Annotated in this window: 14 protein-coding genes; 7 read left to right on the top strand and 7 right to left on the bottom strand. The window is 65.9% G+C overall.

The features are described from left to right. Positions 1-304: 304 nt before the first annotated feature. Entirely contained in the window at positions 305-1,954 is a 1,650-nt protein-coding gene (locus V7Q39_RS06075) for a SulP family inorganic anion transporter (protein WP_333815666.1), read from the bottom strand. Positions 1,955-2,059: 105 nt separating this feature from the next. Between V7Q39_RS06075 and V7Q39_RS06080 the strand changes: the two genes are divergently transcribed. Continuing rightward, positions 2,060-2,551: a pyridoxamine 5-phosphate oxidase gene (locus V7Q39_RS06080; RefSeq protein ID WP_333815667.1), complete on the top strand. Its 492-nt coding sequence runs from the start codon at positions 2,060-2,062 to the stop codon at positions 2,549-2,551. Between the two features lie 49 nt (positions 2,552-2,600). On the opposite strand, the gene V7Q39_RS06085 is transcribed toward V7Q39_RS06080, so the two are convergent. The 4 genes from V7Q39_RS06085 to V7Q39_RS06100 form a co-directional block, all read right to left on the bottom strand. Continuing rightward, on the bottom strand, positions 2,601-4,889 hold the full coding sequence (locus V7Q39_RS06085) for a right-handed parallel beta-helix repeat-containing protein (protein ID WP_333815668.1): 2,289 nt from the start codon (positions 4,887-4,889) through the stop codon (positions 2,601-2,603). A 208-nt stretch (positions 4,890-5,097) separates the two neighbouring features. Beyond that, entirely contained in the window at positions 5,098-5,499 is a 402-nt protein-coding gene (locus tag V7Q39_RS06090; protein WP_333815669.1) for a DUF4864 domain-containing protein, read from the bottom strand. Positions 5,500-5,619: 120 nt separating this feature from the next. Then, positions 5,620-6,213, bottom strand: coding sequence for a hypothetical protein (locus V7Q39_RS06095; RefSeq protein ID WP_333815670.1), 594 nt, complete (start codon positions 6,211-6,213; stop codon positions 5,620-5,622). Beyond that, positions 6,213-7,796 (bottom strand): lysine--tRNA ligase, encoded by a 1,584-nt coding sequence (locus V7Q39_RS06100; RefSeq protein ID WP_333815671.1) that lies wholly within the window; start codon positions 7,794-7,796, stop codon positions 6,213-6,215. The genes V7Q39_RS06095 and V7Q39_RS06100 overlap by 1 nt, the downstream gene beginning before the upstream one ends. Before the next feature lie 103 nt (positions 7,797-7,899). Between V7Q39_RS06100 and V7Q39_RS06105 the strand changes: the two genes are divergently transcribed. Next, positions 7,900-8,316 carry a tellurite resistance TerB family protein gene (locus V7Q39_RS06105; protein ID WP_333815672.1) on the top strand — a complete coding sequence of 139 codons (417 nt, stop codon included), beginning with the start codon at positions 7,900-7,902 and terminating at the stop codon, positions 8,314-8,316. A gap of 541 nt (positions 8,317-8,857) precedes the next feature. Here V7Q39_RS06105 and V7Q39_RS06110 read toward each other — a convergent pair. Continuing rightward, on the bottom strand, positions 8,858-9,844 hold the full coding sequence (locus V7Q39_RS06110; RefSeq protein WP_333815673.1) for a hypothetical protein: 987 nt from the start codon (positions 9,842-9,844) through the stop codon (positions 8,858-8,860). Positions 9,845-10,316: 472 nt separating this feature from the next. Here V7Q39_RS06110 and V7Q39_RS06115 point away from each other — a divergent pair, with 472 nt between their 5' ends. Further along, complete coding sequence (locus tag V7Q39_RS06115; RefSeq protein ID WP_333815674.1) at positions 10,317-11,879, top strand: 2-isopropylmalate synthase; 1,563 nt, start codon at positions 10,317-10,319, stop codon at positions 11,877-11,879. A 108-nt stretch (positions 11,880-11,987) separates the two neighbouring features. Here V7Q39_RS06115 and V7Q39_RS06120 read toward each other — a convergent pair whose 3' ends face one another. Continuing rightward, the gene (locus V7Q39_RS06120) at positions 11,988-12,746 is read right to left on the bottom strand and encodes an SDR family NAD(P)-dependent oxidoreductase (protein WP_333815675.1); all 759 of its coding nucleotides are present in this window, start codon (positions 12,744-12,746) and stop codon (positions 11,988-11,990) included. 231 nt (positions 12,747-12,977) lie between these two features. Here V7Q39_RS06120 and V7Q39_RS06125 point away from each other — a divergent pair, with 231 nt between their 5' ends. Genes V7Q39_RS06125 through mrdA form a run of 4 tightly spaced genes read left to right on the top strand, consistent with a single transcriptional unit; the run spans position 12,978 to position 17,528 of the window. Beyond that, complete coding sequence (locus V7Q39_RS06125) at positions 12,978-14,015, top strand: rod shape-determining protein (protein WP_294983864.1); 1,038 nt, start codon at positions 12,978-12,980, stop codon at positions 14,013-14,015. A gap of 33 nt (positions 14,016-14,048) precedes the next feature. Beyond that, positions 14,049-15,053 carry a rod shape-determining protein MreC gene (gene mreC, locus V7Q39_RS06130; RefSeq protein ID WP_333815676.1) on the top strand — a complete coding sequence of 335 codons (1,005 nt, stop codon included), beginning with the start codon at positions 14,049-14,051 and terminating at the stop codon, positions 15,051-15,053. After that, a complete protein-coding gene (locus V7Q39_RS06135; protein WP_333815677.1) occupies positions 15,046-15,585 on the top strand; it encodes a rod shape-determining protein MreD in 540 nt (179 codons plus the stop codon). Before mreC ends, V7Q39_RS06135 begins: the two co-directional genes overlap by 8 nt. Further along, entirely contained in the window at positions 15,582-17,528 is a 1,947-nt protein-coding gene (gene mrdA / locus V7Q39_RS06140) for a penicillin-binding protein 2 (protein WP_333815678.1), read from the top strand. The genes V7Q39_RS06135 and mrdA overlap by 4 nt, the downstream gene beginning before the upstream one ends. Positions 17,529-17,530: the final 2 nt, after the last annotated feature.

A 17,530-nucleotide genomic window follows, 5' to 3' on the forward strand; every position in this document is an offset into this window, starting at 1 on the left:
GGCGGCTTCGCTCATTCTCTTCTCCCCTCGGAAGGCGGCAGCCTTCCACGACTGATGGTGACTGGTCAGGCGCCCTTCCCGCGGGCAGAGTAACACTTCGTAAAGATTTCAGTAACCCCCTATTTTTCATCAATAATTCTGTAAATTTCTTCACTTCAGGAAAGTGAAGTTTGCAAATGTGTGAAAATTGTGGCGCCCAAGTGCTTGCTTTTCCGGGCCGTTATCGCTCACGCCGCCGTGAGCACGGGCCGAAGACGGGCGCAGGGGGCCATCTCGGGCCGCTTCTGCCGGTGCGCGGCGGCTCTCAGCGTGATTCGCCGCCGGGTTGTGCGTCCAGAACCGCATCGACGGCGGCAAGGTCGGGCAGGAAGCGCACCTCGGGCTCCTCCAACCCCTGTGCCTGAAGCTGGCGGCGAAGCGACGGTCGCAGTCCCACCAGGAACAGCCGCCCGCCCCGCTTCGCCGCTCGCGCGGCCAGCCGGTGAAATCCGCGCGCGCCGGAACTGTCGATCAACGGCACGCCCGACATCTCCAGGACCAGCGCGCGCGGCGTCTCGGCAATGCGGTCCAGCACGCCCCCCAGTTGCGCCGCGGCGCCGAAGAAATACGGACCCTCCAGGTGATAGACCACGCGGTCGGCGCGGGGCGTGTCGATATGCTCCTCGCGCGGGCGCATGGCCACGCCCTCGGACATCCGCTTGATGAAGACCAGGCCCGCCAGCGCGAAACCCACCACGATCCCCTCGGTCAGATCGCGGAAGACGACGAGCAGGAAGGTGACGCTGACCACCAGCGCATCCCCGCGCGTGGCCCGCAACAGCGCGGCGAACTCGTGCCGTTCCGCCATGCCCCAGGCGACGACGCCCAGCACGCCCGCCAGTGCGGCAAGGGGGATGTAGGCGGCCAAGGGGGCCGCGACCATCAGGAAGGCCAGAAGGAACAGCGCATGCAGCATCCCCGAGACCGGCCCCCTGCTTCCCGCCCGCACATTGGTCGCCGTCCGCGCGATGGTGCCGGTCACGCAGAACCCGCCGAAGAGGCCCGAGCCGATGTTCGCCACCCCCTGCGCCACCAGCTCCGCGTTCGACCGATGCCTTGCGCCCGACATCCCGTCGGCCACCACGGCGGAGAGAAGGGATTCGATCGCGCCCAGCAGCGCAAAACTCGCCGCCCAGGGCAGCGCCTCGCGCCACAGCGCCAAGTCGGGCAGCGCGGGTGCGGGCAGCAAATGCGGCAAGGCCCCGAACCGCGTGCCGATGGTGGCGACCGGCAGGCCCAGCGCGGCAACCACGACCGAGGCCAGCGCCACCGCGATCAGCATCCCCGGCCAATGCGGCCTGACCCGCCTCAGCCCCAGGATCACCCCCGCCGTCAGCACCGTCACCCCGACCGCGCCCCAGGTCACCGTCCCCCGCGCCGCCCACAGCGCCTCGACCTTGGCGATGATCTCGCCCGGCTCCGCACCCGGCAGGGTCAGCCCGAACATCTCGTGCAGCTGGCTCGCGAAGATGATCACCGCGATTCCGGCGGTGAAGCCCACGGTCACCGGATAGGGGATATAGCGGATGTAGGTCCCCAGCCGCAGCGCCCCGGCCCCGATCAGGATCAGGCCCGAAAGGATGGTGGCCATGATCAGCCCCTGAACCCCGGTCGCCGTCACGCAGGCCGCGACCAGCACGATGAAGGCCCCCGCCGGGCCCCCGATCTGATAGCGCGACCCGCCCAGCAGCGAGACCAGGAACCCACCGACGATGGCGGTGAAGAGCCCGCGCTCCGGCCCCACCCCGCTGGCGATGGCAATGGCCATCGACAGGGGCAGCGCCACGATGGCCACGGTCAGCCCCGCCAGCGCATCGGCGCGCAGGGCGGCCAGCCCATAGCCTTCGCGCCAGACGGTCAGAAGCTTCGGCAGGAATTCGGTCGGGCCATTGTGGCCGCGGGCAGTGTCGGTCATGATGGCGTCCAAGCCAGGGGAACCGCCAGTAATCGCTGGCAGGGCGGAATGAATGCCGCCACAAGACGCCCGAGCCATTCCCCTGTCAACTGCTTCCGGTGTCTCATGTCCGACCGCCCCTCCCGCCCCGATCCCGTCCAGCCCGCCAATGACGACGCGCTGACGACCGTCCGCCAGCTCCTGTCGCTCGGCCATGCCGCACTGGCCTGGACCGATCCCGACACCGGCACCCCCGGCATCAGCCGGATCGCCTTCCACCGCGACCCCGAGGCCGGGCTCCTGACCCTCGTCTCCGGCCTCGCCCCGCATTTCCGCGCGCTCCGCGACCGCGCCGCCTGCGCGCTGATGCTGGGCGAGGTGGGCGACAAGGGCGACCCGATGACCCATCCCCGGCTGATGATCCGGGCAGAGGCGCGCTTCATCGCCAAGGACGACCCCGCCCGTCCGGGCATCCGTGACCGCTGGCTGCAGCAGAACCCCAAGGCGACCATCTACATCGACCTGCCCGACTTCGCCTTCGTCCGGCTGGCCCCCACCTCCGCGCTCCTGAACGGCGGCTTCGCCCGCGCCTTCCACGTCCAGCCGGGGGACCTGTGAAAAAGGGGCGGCCCCGAAGGACCGCCCCCAACTCGCCTTTGCATCGGGATCAGGCCGGCACATCCATCCGCATCGTGACCAGCGCGCGGCCCTTCACCGCCTCGCCCCAGCGCACCTGCGCTTCCCTGCCCCCCGTCCCGGTGCCCGGCACCGAATAGGGGAAGACATAGCGCCCGGCATTGGCCGCATTGGTGATCATCCCCTCCGGCGCCACCGCCTCGACCATCCGGATGCGCGCGCCGAAGGGCACGAAGCCGCCCGCGCTGACGTTCCAGGTCTCGGCCGCCGTGTTCTGGCTATGCAGCACCTGCACCGGGTTGATGATCCACTGCGTCACGTTGTTGAAACTATTCCCCTCGACCCGGACGTTGCGCGACCGGGTGAAATCCAGCGAGGCGAAGCTGGTGTCCACCATGTCCACCCGGTCCACGATGGCCCCGACGCTGCGGAAGCTGTTCGACACGATCGAGAAGCCGCTGAGGAAATGGCCCGCCCCATAGGGTTTGACCACGATCCAGCGGAAGGCCGAGGACGTGTCGGACGAGATGAACACATTGCCGACGATGTTCAGCCCGCCGAACGAGAACTCGCCGTTCTCCTGCGGCTCCGAGTCATGTTCGTTGCCCCATTCGATGAAGCAGTTGTCGATGTAGTTGCCCGTCACCACGGTCGAGACGTTGGTCTGCGTGAAGACCAGCCCCGCCCGGCGCACCCCCGCCGCCGTGTTGTCGCCCTGGAAGAAGTGGTTGGCGTGGATCAGGTGGCCTGAGCCGTTCATGATCGCGAAATGCGCGAAGCGCACGATCCGGTTGTTGCGCAGCTTGGTGTCGTTGGCCTGCACGTTCAGGCAGATCGTCGTGCGGTCGACGGCAGGGACGGATTGTTCGTTCGACAGGAACTGGCACATGTCGACGAACATGCCCTGGCAGCCCGACCCGGGCGAACTGATGCCCCGGTCCTGCGGCCGGTTGAAGGTGCAGGAGACGAAGCGCTGGGTGTTCCCCGCCAGGGGCAGCATGACCGCAGACCCGGTTCCGAGGTTGTTGAACTCGATGTCCTCCAGCTCGAACCGAGACAGCAGGCTGAAGCCCGAGAAGTCCAACATGTATTTGAAGCGCCGGAAGGTATAGGTCCGCGTGCCGACAGCCGCATACAGCGGCTGGCTGATGGTGACGGTCCCCGCACCGATGTTCTTCGCGGTGACATAGACCTCGCGGCCCACCCCCGTCCCCATGACCAGCGCGCCGATCGGGATGTTCGCCACATTGGCGACGCCGGTCAGCGTAAGATTGTTCGAGGCCGAATAGGTCGCGATCGAGGTCACGTCCTCGGTCGCCCAGCCCGGCCCCGCCACCGCGTTCAGCGATCCGTTGCGGATGCCCCGGCGGCTGGAGAAGCTCGACAGCCCCGCCAGCGCCGCCACGTCGATGGGCGCGGGAATGTCGACCCGGCGGCCCGACAGGTCCAGCGTGACATAGTCGGTGAAGTAGAACAGCGCCTGCAGCGCGCGGCGGAACCCCTCCAACTCGGTCCCGAAGGCCTGGCCATAGGTGTTCAGGTCATAGTTCCGCGTCAGCACCAGCCGCCGGTTGGCCGGCATCGACACCGTGCCCTCGAACCGGATGCGGCTGTTGATGGTCACGTCGCCGGTCAGCCGGAACACGCCCGAGGGCACCAGGATTTCCCGCCCCTGCGCATCGGCATCCGCGGCCAGGAAGGCGGGCGCGTCGTTCGTAGTGCCATTGCCCAGCGCGCCATAATCGCGCACGTCCACCCAGTCCATCAGCTTGCGGATGAACACGTTGGTCACGTCCTCGACCATGATGTCGTCGATCCGGACCACCCCGCCGTTCGCGCCCGTCAGGTCCAGCCCGACATGGGCATAGACCGATTGCAGCGACCAGGGCATGTCCACGCCGGTGCGGCTGGCCGGCGAGATGATCGCGCTCACCGTCGCCACCTGCCCGTAAGCGGTCAACTGCACCGAAGCGCCGGTCTGCGGCAGGCCCGCCACGTTCTGCCCGCTCACATCGCCCGCCCAGGCCGCGATCCGGACCGAGGGCAGGTTCCCCGACACCGCCTTCACCCGCGCCGTCACCCGCAGGTAAAGCCCCGGCTGGATCGGAGTCTGCGCGAAGCTGCGCAGCTTCTGCGTGGCTTCCGTCTTCTGCAATTCCAGGCAACCCGCGAAGTCCTGGTCGTTCGTCACCAGCGCCGCGTTCGGCTGGCCCTGGTACGACCCCGACCCGGGCGTCCCGTCCTCGCGCGACCAGAGGTTCAGCCCTGCCGAGAACGGCGGCGGCATCAGGACCAGCCCGTCGGTGATAGCCTTGTTCATCTTCGATTTCCCTCGCCTCGCTTCGCGCCACTGCCGCGCGCGATGCGTCGAGGGTGCCCCGACAGACCGCGCCGCCATGGGGCAAAGGGGGTAGCAAGCAAGGTTTAACCGGCGCTCACGCCGCCGCGCGGAGCAGGGCCGGTTTGCGCAACGGTAGGGTGGGTGCCAACCGACCGTTCGCCGACGGGCACGAAAAGCGTTCCTGCCCTCAGGCCCCCACATCCGGCGCAGGCAGGATCTGCACCGCGTTGATCTGCCAGCCCCCCGCAGTCTCGACCATCATGTAGTCAAGATACCACCCGGCGCCCGCCTGGTCGGTGATCCGCACCCGCTGCCACAGGTTCCCCGCCACCTCGCGCAGCTCCATCATCTGCACGTCGGCGGGGCGATAGACCATCGGATAGCCGTTCCGCACCATCGCGCCGAAATTCTCAGGCGTGCCGAACATCTCTTTGATCGTGGGGCTCGCGTAGGTGAAGGCGCGGGTGAAATCGTCCACCTGGAACGCGTCGATCTGGCTCTGGATGGTTTTCCGGATCGGTTCGTCCTGTGCCAGCGCGGGCAGGGCCAGGACAGCGGCAAGGCAGGCAGCAAAAAGACCATTGCGCATCGGCAATATCTCCCGTGTCGGACGTCCCCTTGCGATGACAGCTAGATCGCCGCGCGGGAAGTCAAGCGCGCCGCCGCGTTCGTCTTCCCGTCGCTGCCAGCGAAGAGGACGCCCCCGACCTCACCCCACGGGCGGCCGATACAGTGTCGCCGAAAACCCCTCCGACACCGCGCTGGCTTTGATATCCATCCACCCCGCCGCCCGGAAGGCCGCCCGCACCGCAGCCTCTGGCACCGCCGCGCCCTTGCCCTTGCCATGCACGCACCAGACCCGCAGGCCCGCAGCCTGCCCCGCCGCCAAGGCGGCCTCAAGGTCCTCCGGCCCGGTCAGCACCGCGACGATCACCGCCGCGCCCTCCGGCCCCGGCACAGATGCACCGGCAACCGCCACCGCGATCTCCTCCGGCGCAGGCCCCCCGATCACCCAGGCCCGCGATGCCGCCGAAACCCCCAGCTTCGCCGCCAGCGACGGCAGGGGCTTCTCCAGCGCCTTGACCCAGGCCGCCGCCTCCTTCGCTCCCAGGGTCAGGACCAGCGCCTCGCCCCCCGACCGCAGGCACAGGTCCTCCCCCTGCACCCGCCACTCCGCCAGCCCGGCCCGGGGCAGCTTCGCCCGCAACGCGCCGCGCAGGATGATCCCGTCGCTTTCCAGCAGCGCCTTCACCGCGCCGGACGCGCCGCGCCACAGCGCATGACCCTCGGCCTCACGACCCATCAGGCCGCGACCAGCTCGCCCTTCAGCGCCCGCTCCATCAGCGCCACCGTCTCGTCCACCCCGTAAAGCGCGATGAACCCGCCGAAACGCGGCCCGTCGCTGGCCCCCAGCAGCACCTCGTACAGCGCCTTGAACCAGTCGCGCAGCGGCTCGAACCCGTGGTCCTTGCCCACCGCGAAGACCATCGACTGCAGGGCCTCGTCGTCCAAGCCCCCGTCCCAGACCTTCAGCCGCGCCACCAGATCCTCCATCGCCGCCCGCTCCTTCGCATCGGGCAACCGGAACACCCGCGTCGGCGCGATCCGGTCCGCGAAATAGCGCACCGCAAACCCCGCCGCCGCGTCCAGATCAGGGTTCCCCTCGGGCGAGGCCTCTGGAGCATAGCGCTTGATGAACTTCCACAAGGCACCAGCGTCCTTCGCCCCCGCCACCGAGGCCAGGTTCAACAGCATCCCGAACGACACCACCATCCGGCTTTCCGGCGGCTTGCCCCCATGGATATGCCAGACCGGGTTGTTCAACTGCCCCGCCACGTCCTGCCCCGGGAAGGCCTTCAGCTGCTGGTGATATTCATCCACCGCCCGCGGGATCACGTCGAAATGCATCCGCTTCGCCGTCTTCGGCTTCTGGTACATGAAGTAGCTGAGGGATTCCGTCGCCGCATAGGTCAGCCATTCGTCGATGGTCAGCCCGTTGCCCTTCGACTTCGAAATCTTCTGCCCCTGATCGTCCAGGAACAGCTCATAGGTCATGTGGTTCGGCTTCCGCCCCCCCAACACCTCGCAGATCCCGTCATAGATCGGAGTGTTGGTGGAATGGTCCTTCCCGTACATCTCGAAGTCCACGTCCAGCGCCGCCCAGCGCGCCCCGAAATCCGGCTTCCACTGCAGCTTCACGTGCCCGCCCGTGACCGGCAGCGTCCATTCCCGCCCGTCCTCGTCGTCGAAGGTGATCGTCGCGTCCTTCGCATTGACCTCCTTCATCGGCACATACAGCACCCGCCCCGTCTCCGGATGGATCGGCAGGAAGCAGGAATAGGTCTGCTGCCGCTCCTCCCGCAGGGACGCCAGCATGATCGCCATGATCGCATCATAGCGTTCCGCGCACAGCCGAAGGGTCGCGTCGAACTGCCCCGACTTGTAGAACTCCGTCGCCGAGATGAACTCGTATTCAAAGCCGAACGTGTCCAGGAACCGCCGCAGCATCGCATTGTTGTGGTGGCCGAAGCTCTCGAACTCGCCATAGGGATCGGGGACCGAGGTCAGCGGCTTCTGCATATGCTGGCGCAGCATCTCCTGCTGCGGCACGTTCTCCGGCACCTTCCGCATCCCGTCCACGTCGTCGGAAAAGCAGATCAGCCGCGTCGGGATGTCGCTGATGATCTCGAACGCCCGCCGGATCATCGTCGTCCGCGCCACCTCGCCGAAGGTCCCGATATGCGGCAGCCCCGACGGCCCGTAGCCCGTCTCGAACAGGACATAGCCCTTGGCCGGGTCCTTGCCGCCATAGCGCTTCAGCACCGCGCGGGCCTCTTCGAATGGCCAGGCCTTCGAATTCATCGCCGCATCGCGCAAGGCGCCCATGTCCGTCTCTCCTGAAAGGCCGGGCCCACGCCCCGCGTCCGTCCTCTATTGCCCCCCCGCCCCCCCGTCAATAATCTGGCGCCAAACCCTTGAAGGAACCGCCATGCCCGAATCCGGAATGTCCCCGCAGGATGCCCTCGTGGCCGTCATGGTCGCCTGCTCCGCCTCGGACGAGGACATGCGCACCGCCGAGCTGGTGGCGATCACCCGCATGGTCAACCACATGCCGATCTTCGCCACCTACGACCCCGACCGCATCCGCCGCATCAGCCGCATCATCTTCGACCTGTTCGAGGAGGAAGACGGCCTCGACGCCCTCTTCGGCCTGATCCGCACCGCTTTGCCCGAGCGGCTGTACGAGACCGCCTATGCCCTGGCTTGCGACGTGGTCACGGCGGACGGGCGGCACTCCCAGGTGGAACTGCGGATGCTGGAGGAGGTCCGGGAGGAGCTGAAGATCGACCGGCTGCATGCGGCGGCGATCGAGTGGGGGGCGAGGGTAAGGCATATGGTGGTGTGACGCAGGTCGGGGTTCACCCCGACACGTCCCGACACCGTAGGTCGGGCTTCAGCCCGACGCCCCCATCACCGTAGGGTGCGCTACAGCGCACCAAACCCCCTCAACCACCCCGCACAACACAGGGCCGCGCCCTCCCTCGGGCGGGCGCCGCAACACCTGAACGAAGCACTTTATCCCTCATCCCCTCCCCCCGCAGTTCGGGTGACTGACGCCACAAAAGCGCCCTCCCGGGGGGAGGGAGGGCGCGGCCCGGCGGGCTTCGCCCTTGATTCCGGGCCAAGGCGCACGAAGTACGCTAAAGCGCACCTTTCCCGAAATCACCGGACGCACCCACGGAAAAGGTAAGGCTTGATGGAACCGATCAGGTGCATCACAACTTGATCTTAACGATCCCGATCTATTCAAGAGGATCAACAGGGAGGTGACTTTGCCGTTGGCTAAGAACAGCCAAAGGAAGTTTGGTGGCGCTGTCATTTTCTTGACAGTGCTTTTTCTCGTGGCCGTCTCCATGGTGTTCGGCGACCGTGCGGCTTTCGCCGTTTCAGCTATCCTCTTCCTCGTCGCTTCCATTCTTATCATCTTCGAGAAACTGAAGAAGTGAGGCTTGACTTTCAGCTTCCTTAACCCCGTGAACCTTTTCGATGCTGCGAGAGACGACCTTCCACACACCATTGGTTGAGGCTTCATCGACTCGCATGGCAACAGCCATGACAACACCCTCCACCATCTTGACGTTAAGGCGACCAGAAAGAAGATCAGATGTAAACTTCTTGTCTTCCATCCGTGCTGCAAACTCAATTCCGCCGGCCGCAAATCTCCATTGCCTGTTATCGACTCGGAGACGCGGCTGAACCAGCAAGACTGAAGTCTCTTCTAGTCGCGACCTCCTCTTATCATCTTTATTTGGCTCGACGAACTTCGAAAGCTCAGCAAATCTTGAACGAGGAACTATCTCCTCGGGCTTAGTCTCTAGATCAAAAGTAACCCCAACACCATTGATAGCAGGATCAGATTTTATTTCGGAATAGAAGCTACGAACGTGGCCCTCGCCAACACCATTTCGTACAGCTCCGTCTATGATTTCCTTTACTTTTTTGCGGTCCAGCTCCCTCGGCTTGTCCTCATCAGCGTCGATTGGTCGCCCTTCAGCGTCAACTCCTAGGACTTCACGATCAAAGGCGCTGAGAGCCATATCTACATAGTGGTTCGCAATCTTTCCTGTTACAAAAACCGAAACTCCGATCAAAATCGCTCCCAGGGCTGTAAGTTTGAATTCAGCTTTACGCTGATCGGTATCTAAATCAATATCAAATGCGATCTTTATTATGGTTTTTAAGAATAAGCTTCCCCTCTCACTACTTTGGATTTCAACTTTCACATCAAGGTAGGGATCAATGAATTCCGCGAGGTCACGGATCGCTGCGACAAGTTCAAGAGACGCCTTGGATACCCTCTCAAGGTCAGCCAATGCCCCCTCTTCGAGATCAAGATATACTCCAAAAGGAACGGTTTCGCCTTTGCCGATCATTCCTTATCCTCACTCTCCGACAAGAATACTGTGTGGTTCACCAACCCAAACGTCAAGTTCGTTGATGCGTATCGGAAAACACGTCAAAGAGACGCTAGACGGCACAATATGACCTCCCCCCACCCCTTAAAAAACCCCTAACGTCCACAAAAATCCCCAAACCAAATCAACCCCTTGGGACTCTGCCCACGCGCGGGCACCCCAACCGGAGCCCCTTGCGGCCCCCGCCAGCCCCCCCGAAAAATCCCCTTCCCTTCCCCGATTTCCCCCGTATAGTCCCGCCCCATGACCACGGGACCCCACATCCTCGCCACCGTCAGGGCAGCCAGCCCTGCGATGCCCCTTGGCCTCCTCCTTCTTAGCTGCCTCTGAGCGTGCCCCCGGGCGCGACCGCTCAGAGGTGACCAGCGCCCCCCAGACTCGAAACGGGCACGCCAGCTAAGACAAGGACCAGACCCCCATGACTTCCCCCATGACCCAGAACAAAGTCGTCATCTTCGACACCACCCTGCGCGACGGCGAGCAGTCGCCGGGTGCCACCATGACCCATGAGGAGAAGCTGGAGATCGCCTCCCTCCTCGACGAGATGGGGGTCGACATCATCGAGGCCGGCTTCCCCATCGCCAGCGAAGGCGACTTCGCCGCCGTCAGCGAAATCTCGAAGCGGGCGAAGACCAGCACGATCTGCGGCCTCGCAAGGGCCAACCAGAAGGACATCGACCGTTGCTGGGAGGCGGTGAAGCACGCCCGCTCCCCCCGGATCCACACCTTCATCGGCACCTCGCCCCTGCACCGCGCGATCCCGAACCTGGACATGGACCAGATGGCGGACCGCATCCACGAGACGGTGACCCACGCCCGCAACCTCTGCGACAACGTCCAGTGGTCGCCGATGGACGCGACCCGGACCGAACCCGACTACCTGTGCCGGGTGGTCGAGATCGCGATCAAGGCCGGGGCGACGACGATCAACATCCCCGACACCGTCGGCTACACCTATCCGATGGAATCCGCGAAGATCATCCGGATGCTCCTGGAGCGCGTCCCCGGCGCCGACCAGATCATCTTCGCCACCCACTGCCACAACGACCTCGGCATGGCCACCGCCAACGCCCTGGCGGCGGTCGAGGCGGGCGCCCGGCAGATCGAATGCACGATCAACGGCCTGGGTGAGCGGGCGGGGAACACCGCCTTGGAAGAGGTGGTGATGGCGATGCGGGTCCGCAACGACATCCTGCCGTTCCAGACCGGGATCGACACCACCAAGATCATGAACCTCTCCCGCCGGGTCTCCCAGGTCTCCGGCTTCCCGGTCCAGTTCAACAAGGCCATCGTCGGCAAGAACGCCTTCCTGCATGAAAGCGGCATCCACCAGGATGGCGTCCTCAAGAACGTCCAGACCTTCGAGATCATGCGGCCCGAGGATATCGGGCTGACGGCGAAGAACATCGCGATGGGCAAGCATTCCGGCCGCGCCGCCCTCCGCGCCAAGTTGAAGGAACTGGGGTTCGAGCTGGCCGACAACCAGCTGAACGACGTCTTCGTCCGCTTCAAGGCGCTGGCCGACCGCAAGAAAGAGGTCTACGACGACGACCTGATCGCGCTGGTTTCCGACGAGCAGACCAACGACGCCTACGAATACCTGCAGCTGAAGAAGCTGCGGGTGGTCTGCGGCACCGAAGGCCCGCAGGAAGCCGACATGATCCTGACCGTCGACGGCACCGACCACCACATCGACGCCACCGGCGACGGGCCGGTGGATGCGGCCTTCAACTGCGTGAAGATGCTCTTCCCCCACAAGGCCAACCTCCAGGTCTACCAGGTCCATGCCGTGACCGAGGGGACGGACGCGCAGGCGACCGTCTCGGTCCGGCTGGAGGAGGAGGGGCGGATCGTCACCGGCTCCTCGGCCGACACCGACACCATCGTCGCCTCGACCCGGGCCTATATCAACGCACTGAACCGGCTGATCATCCGGCGGCAGAAGACCGCGCCGGGCGAGGATGTGAAGACCGTCTCCTACCACGGCGAGTAAGGCCGCGCCCCCTCTGTCCGCTCAGGGCAGAGGGGGATGCCCCCTTGCGATCAACCGCTTGGCTGTGGGCGGTTGTTGCGGCGGAAGGACGGATCGAAAGCCGCCGCCTCACGCCCCCTTCATCTCCTGCAGAGTGTTGCCTCCGTCCACCACCAGCATCGCCCCGGTGACATAGGAAGACTCTTCCGAAGCCAGGAACAGCGCGCAGGCGGCCACTTCTTCGGGACGCCCTGGGCGTCCTGCGGGCGTGCGCTTTCCGGCGCGCAGTTCGACCGGGCTGGCGCTTTCCGTGGCGATCCAGCCGGGCAGGACCGCGTTGCAGGTCACGCCCCTCGACCCGTATTCCAGCGCGATCGACCGGGTCATGCCGGTGACCCCGGCCTTGGCCGTGGCATAGGCGGACGAGCCGTCGATGCCGACAAGCGGCCCGGTCACGGACGAGATGTTGACGATCCGGCCATAGCCGCGCGCTGCCATCCCCGGCAGGGCCGCCCTGCAGGCGTGGAAGGTGGTGCCGATGTTCAGCGCCATGTGATGGCCCCAGGCCGCGTCCGAGCAGTCCGCCAACTGATCGCGCTTCATCCGCTTGCCAGTCTGCACCATGCCCGCGTTGTTCACCAGGATGTCGACGGGGCCAAGCCTGGCCTCGACCGCCGCGAAAAGGCCGAGAACCTGCGCCGGATCGGTCAGGTCGGCGATTTCCGACAGGCAGGACAACTCGCGGCCCCGGTCGTGGATGCGGGCCGAAGTCGCCGTCACCGCCACCCGGGCGCCCCCGGCGACCAGTGCCCGCGCGATGGCAAAACCGATTCCCCCCGGACTGCCCGCCCCCGTCACCAGCGCCACACGCCCCGTCACCCCTGCCATCGGCGTCACCTCCCCCAGACCAGCATCGGAATGACATACAGTATAAGTGCAAGAAAGATGGAAAACTTGGGCTTGTATCAGCGACAAACATCGTATTTTCACAAGCACGCGGAAGTGCGCGGATCGCGGTCGGCGGGGCTTTCGCTTCCACCCGCCATGCCCTTATAAGAAGGCGCCCCGCCGGAGACCCCGAGTCGGGGCCAAAATTATTGCTTGCCCAAAGGACCGCTCATGTCGCTTATCCCCGGCCTCTTCTCGTCGGACATGGCCATCGACCTCGGGACCGCGAACACGCTGGTCTACATCCGCGGCAAGGGCATCGTGCTGAACGAGCCCTCGGTGGTGGCCTATCACAACAAGGACGGCAAGAAGCAGGTCCTGGCGGTCGGCGAGGATGCCAAGCTGATGCTGGGCCGCACCCCCGGCACCATCGAGGCGATCCGCCCGATGCGTGACGGCGTCATCGCCGACTTCGAGGCGGCGGAAGAGATGATCAAGCATTTCATCCGCAAGGTGCACAAGCGGTCCACCATCTCGAAGCCCAAGATCATCGTCTGCGTGCCCCATGGCGCGACGCCGGTGGAGAAGCGGGCGATCCGCCAGTCGGTACTGTCGGCGGGGGCCAAGCGCGCCGGTCTGATCGCCGAACCCATCGCGGCGGCCATCGGGGCGGGGATGCCGATCACCGAACCGACCGGCAACATGGTCGTCGACATCGGCGGCGGCACCACGGAAGTGGCGGTCCTGTCCCTGGGCGACATCGTCTATGCCCGCTCCGTCCGCGTCGGCGGCGACCGGATGGACGAGGCCATCGTGAACTATCTGCGCCGCCACCAGAACCTGCTGATCGGGGAATCCACCGCCGAACGCATCAAGACCAGTATCGGCACGGCGCGGATGCCCGACGACGGGCGGGGCTCCTCGATGACGATCCGGGGCCGCGACCTTCTGAACGGCGTGCCGAAGGAAACCGAGATCAATCAGGCCCAGGTGGCCGAGGCTTTGGCCGAGCCCGTGCAGCAGATCTGCGACGCGGTGATGCAGGCGCTGGAAGCCACGCCGCCCGATCTGGCGGCGGATATCGTCGACCGGGGCGTGATGCTGACCGGCGGCGGGGCGCTTCTTGGCGAGCTGGACCTGAGCCTGCGGGAACAGACCGGCCTGTCGATCAGCGTCGCCAACGAGTCACTGAATTGTGTTGCCCTCGGCACCGGGAAAGCGCTGGAATACGAGAAGCAGCTTCGGCATGTGATCGACTACGACACCTGAGCCGCGTCTGTCGCGGCGAAAGAAGGCTGACCCTTGGCCCGGAACCGCACCGCCCCCGAGGAATACTCGCGCCCGCTGCGCCGGCTTCTGGTCTGGCTGGCGGTGCTGGTGCTCTTCGCGCTCTTCATCCTGTGGCGCATCGACAGCCCGCGCGTGGAACGCTTCCGCGCCGCGCTGATCGACGCCGTGGTGCCGAATTTCGACTGGGCGATGAAGCCGGTGACGATGGTCGCGGGGATGGTGGACGACTTCCAGTCCTATACCCGCATCTATGAACAGAACCAGGAGCTGAAGCGGGAGCTTCAGCAGATGAAGGCCTGGAAAGAGGCCGCGCTGCAACTGGAACAGAAGAACGCGCGGCTTCTGGACCTGAACAAGGTGCGGCTCGACCCGAAGCTCACCCATGTGACGGGTGTGGTGATGGCCGACAGCGGCAGCCCCTTCCGGCAGTCGGTGCTCTTGAACGTCGGCGCGCGCGACGGCATCCGCGACGGCTGGGCGACAATGGACGGGATCGGGCTGGTGGGTCGCATCTCGGGCGTGGGCGAACGCACGGCGCGGGTGATCCTGGTCACGGATTCGAACAGTCGGATCCCGGTGACGATCCAGCCTTCGGGGCAGAAGGCGCTTCTTTCCGGCGACAACTCGCCCCTGCCGCCCCTGGACTTCATCGAGGACAGCGACGAGGTCCGCCCCGGCGACCGGGTCGTGACCTCAGGCGACGGCGAGGTCTTCCCGGCGGGGCTTCTGGTCGGGCAGGTGGCGCTGGGGACGGACAAGCGGCTGCGCGTGGTGCTGGCGGCGGATTACCAGCGGCTGGAATTCCTGCGCGTCCTGCGCAGCCACGACCTGCAGCCGATCACCGATCCGGGCAGCCTGGTCGCGCCCCCCGCGACCGCGCCCCTGCCCGACACCTCGACCGCCGCCGCCGAGGCCGCTGCCGGGGCCCAGCCCGCACCGACCGAGGGCGGCAACGTCGAGGAAACGGGTTCGGGCGCGACCGAAGGCCCTGCCGAACCGGAGGCGGGCGATGGCTGAGTTCTGGCGCCAGGAGCACTGGATCTTCCGCGGCCTCTTCCTTGCGATCGCGGTGACGCTGCTCTTCATCCGGCTTCTGCCCCTCGGCAGCGCCCCCGGCGCCCTGCCCGGCCCGGACCTCCTGATCTGCGTGATCATGGCCTGGATCGTGCGCCGCCCGGATTTCCTGCCGATGCCGCTGATCCTTCTGGTCATCCTGACCGAGGACCTGATCCTGATGCGGCCCCCCGGGCTCTGGACCGCCATCGTCATCCTTGCCACCGAATTCCTGCGCAGCCGCATCGCGCTGACGCGGGAATTGAGCTTCATCGTCGAATGGCTGCTGGTCTCGGGCGTGATGCTGGGGATGATGCTGGTCTACCGGCTGACGCTTGGCCTCGCCTTCGTGCCGCAGGCCCCCTTCCGCTTCGCCCTCGTGCAGGTGCTGTGGTCGATCGCGGTCTATCCGGTGGTCGTCGGCCTTTCGCGCGCGGCCCTCGACCTGCGCAAGCCTGCGACCGGCGAAGTCGACAGTTTCGGGAGGCGGCTGTGAGACGGACGGCCCGCGACAGCGAGGAAAGCAACCGCAGCCTGAACCGCCGCACCCTGATGCTGGGCGGCGGGATGACGGCGATGATCGCCGCCCTCGGCGCGCGGATGCGCTATCTCCAGGTCGACCAGGCCGACGAGTTCAAGCTGCTGGCCGAGGAGAACCGGATCAACATCCGCCTGATCCCCCCCGTCCGCGGGCTGATCCAGGACCGCAACGGCAAGATCATCGCCGGGAACGAACAGAACTACCGCGTCGTCATCACCCGCGAGGCGGCGGGCGATGTCGAACTGGTGATGCGCCGCCTTGCCAACATCATCCCGATGACCGCCGAGGAGATGCAGCAGACCATCGACGAGGTAAACTCGCTCTCGGCCTTCGTCCCCGTCACCGTGGCCGAGCGCCTGTCCTGGGAGGATTTCTCCAAGGTCGCCGTCAACGCCCCCGCCCTTCCCGGCGTCGTGCCCGAGGTCGGCCAGTCCCGCCGCTACCCGCTCGACACCGACTTCGCCCATGTCGTGGGCTATGTCGGCCCGGTCAGCGAGAAGGACCTGGAAGGCCTGGAAAACCCCGACCCCCTGCTCAGGATCCCGAAATTCCAGATCGGCAAGATCGGCGTCGAGAAATGGATGGAGGACACCCTGCGCGGCGAGGCGGGCACCAAGCGGATCGAGGTCAACTCCGCCGGCCGCGTCATGCGCGAGCTGGAGCGGCAGGAGGGCAACCCCGGCCTCGACATCCGGCTGACCATCGACGCCGACATCCAGAACTTCGCCCAGGTGCGCCTCGGCGGCGAAAGCGCCGCCGTGGTGGTGGTCGACGTGACCAACGGCGACATCGTCTGCATCGCCTCGGCCCCCTCCTTCGACCCGAACCTCTTCGTGCGCGGCATCAGCCACGCCGATTACAAGGTGCTGACCGAAAACGACCACCGGCCCCTGGCGAACAAGACGGTCTCGGGCGCCTATCCGCCGGGGTCCACCTTCAAGATGGTCACGGCGCTGGCCGCGCTGAACGCCGGGGCCATCACGCCCGAGACCAAGGTCAGCTGCCCCGGCTATATCGAATTCGGTGGCCGCCGCTTCCACTGCTGGAAACGCGGCGGCCATGGCACCGTGCGGCTGGAGCGCAGCCTCGCCGAAAGCTGCGACGTCTACTATTACGAGATCGCGCAGAAGGTCGGCATCGACAAGATCGCCGAGATGGGCCGCAAGCTGGGCCTGGGCCAGAAGTTCGACATCCCGATGTCCGCCGTGGCCGAGGGCAACATGCCCGACAAGGCCTGGAAACTGGAACGCCACAAGCAGGAATGGCGGATCGGCGATACGATCAACGCCTCTATCGGCCAGGGCTATGTGCTGGCCTCGCCGCTGCAGCTGGCGGTGATGACCGCCCGCATCGCCTCGGGCCGCGCCATCACTCCGCGCCTGGTGCGCATGGTGAACGACAAGGAACTGCCCGAGGTGGAGGCGCCACCGCTCGACATCCCGGCGGACTTCCTCGCCGCCGTGCGCGGCGGGATGAATGCGGTGGTGAACGGCGACCATGGCACCGGCAAGTCCAGCCGCGTCGTCGACCCGACGATGATCTTCGCGGGCAAGTCCGGCACCAGCCAGGTCCGCAACATCTCCAAGGCCGAGCGCGAATCCGGCGTGATCTCGAACGACAACCTGCCCTGGGCCCGCCGCGACCATGCGCTCTTCGTCGGCTTCGCGCCCTACAACGCGCCGCGCTATGCCGTGGCGGTGGTGGTGGAGCATGGCGGGGGTGGCTCCACCGCCGCCGCCCCCATCGCGCGCGACGTGATCCTGCGCTGCATGTCCGACGGGCTTCCCTCGCTTGATGCCTATCCCGCCAGCCAGCGCGGCCGGATCGAGACCATGCTGAAAGAGCTGCCGCTCCGCGACCCTGTCACCGGGCAACCCCCGGTCAAGACCGCAACCTGAAG

This window comes from Tabrizicola sp. (assembly GCF_036781545.1).
Classification (GTDB): Bacteria; Pseudomonadota; Alphaproteobacteria; order Rhodobacterales; family Rhodobacteraceae; genus Tabrizicola.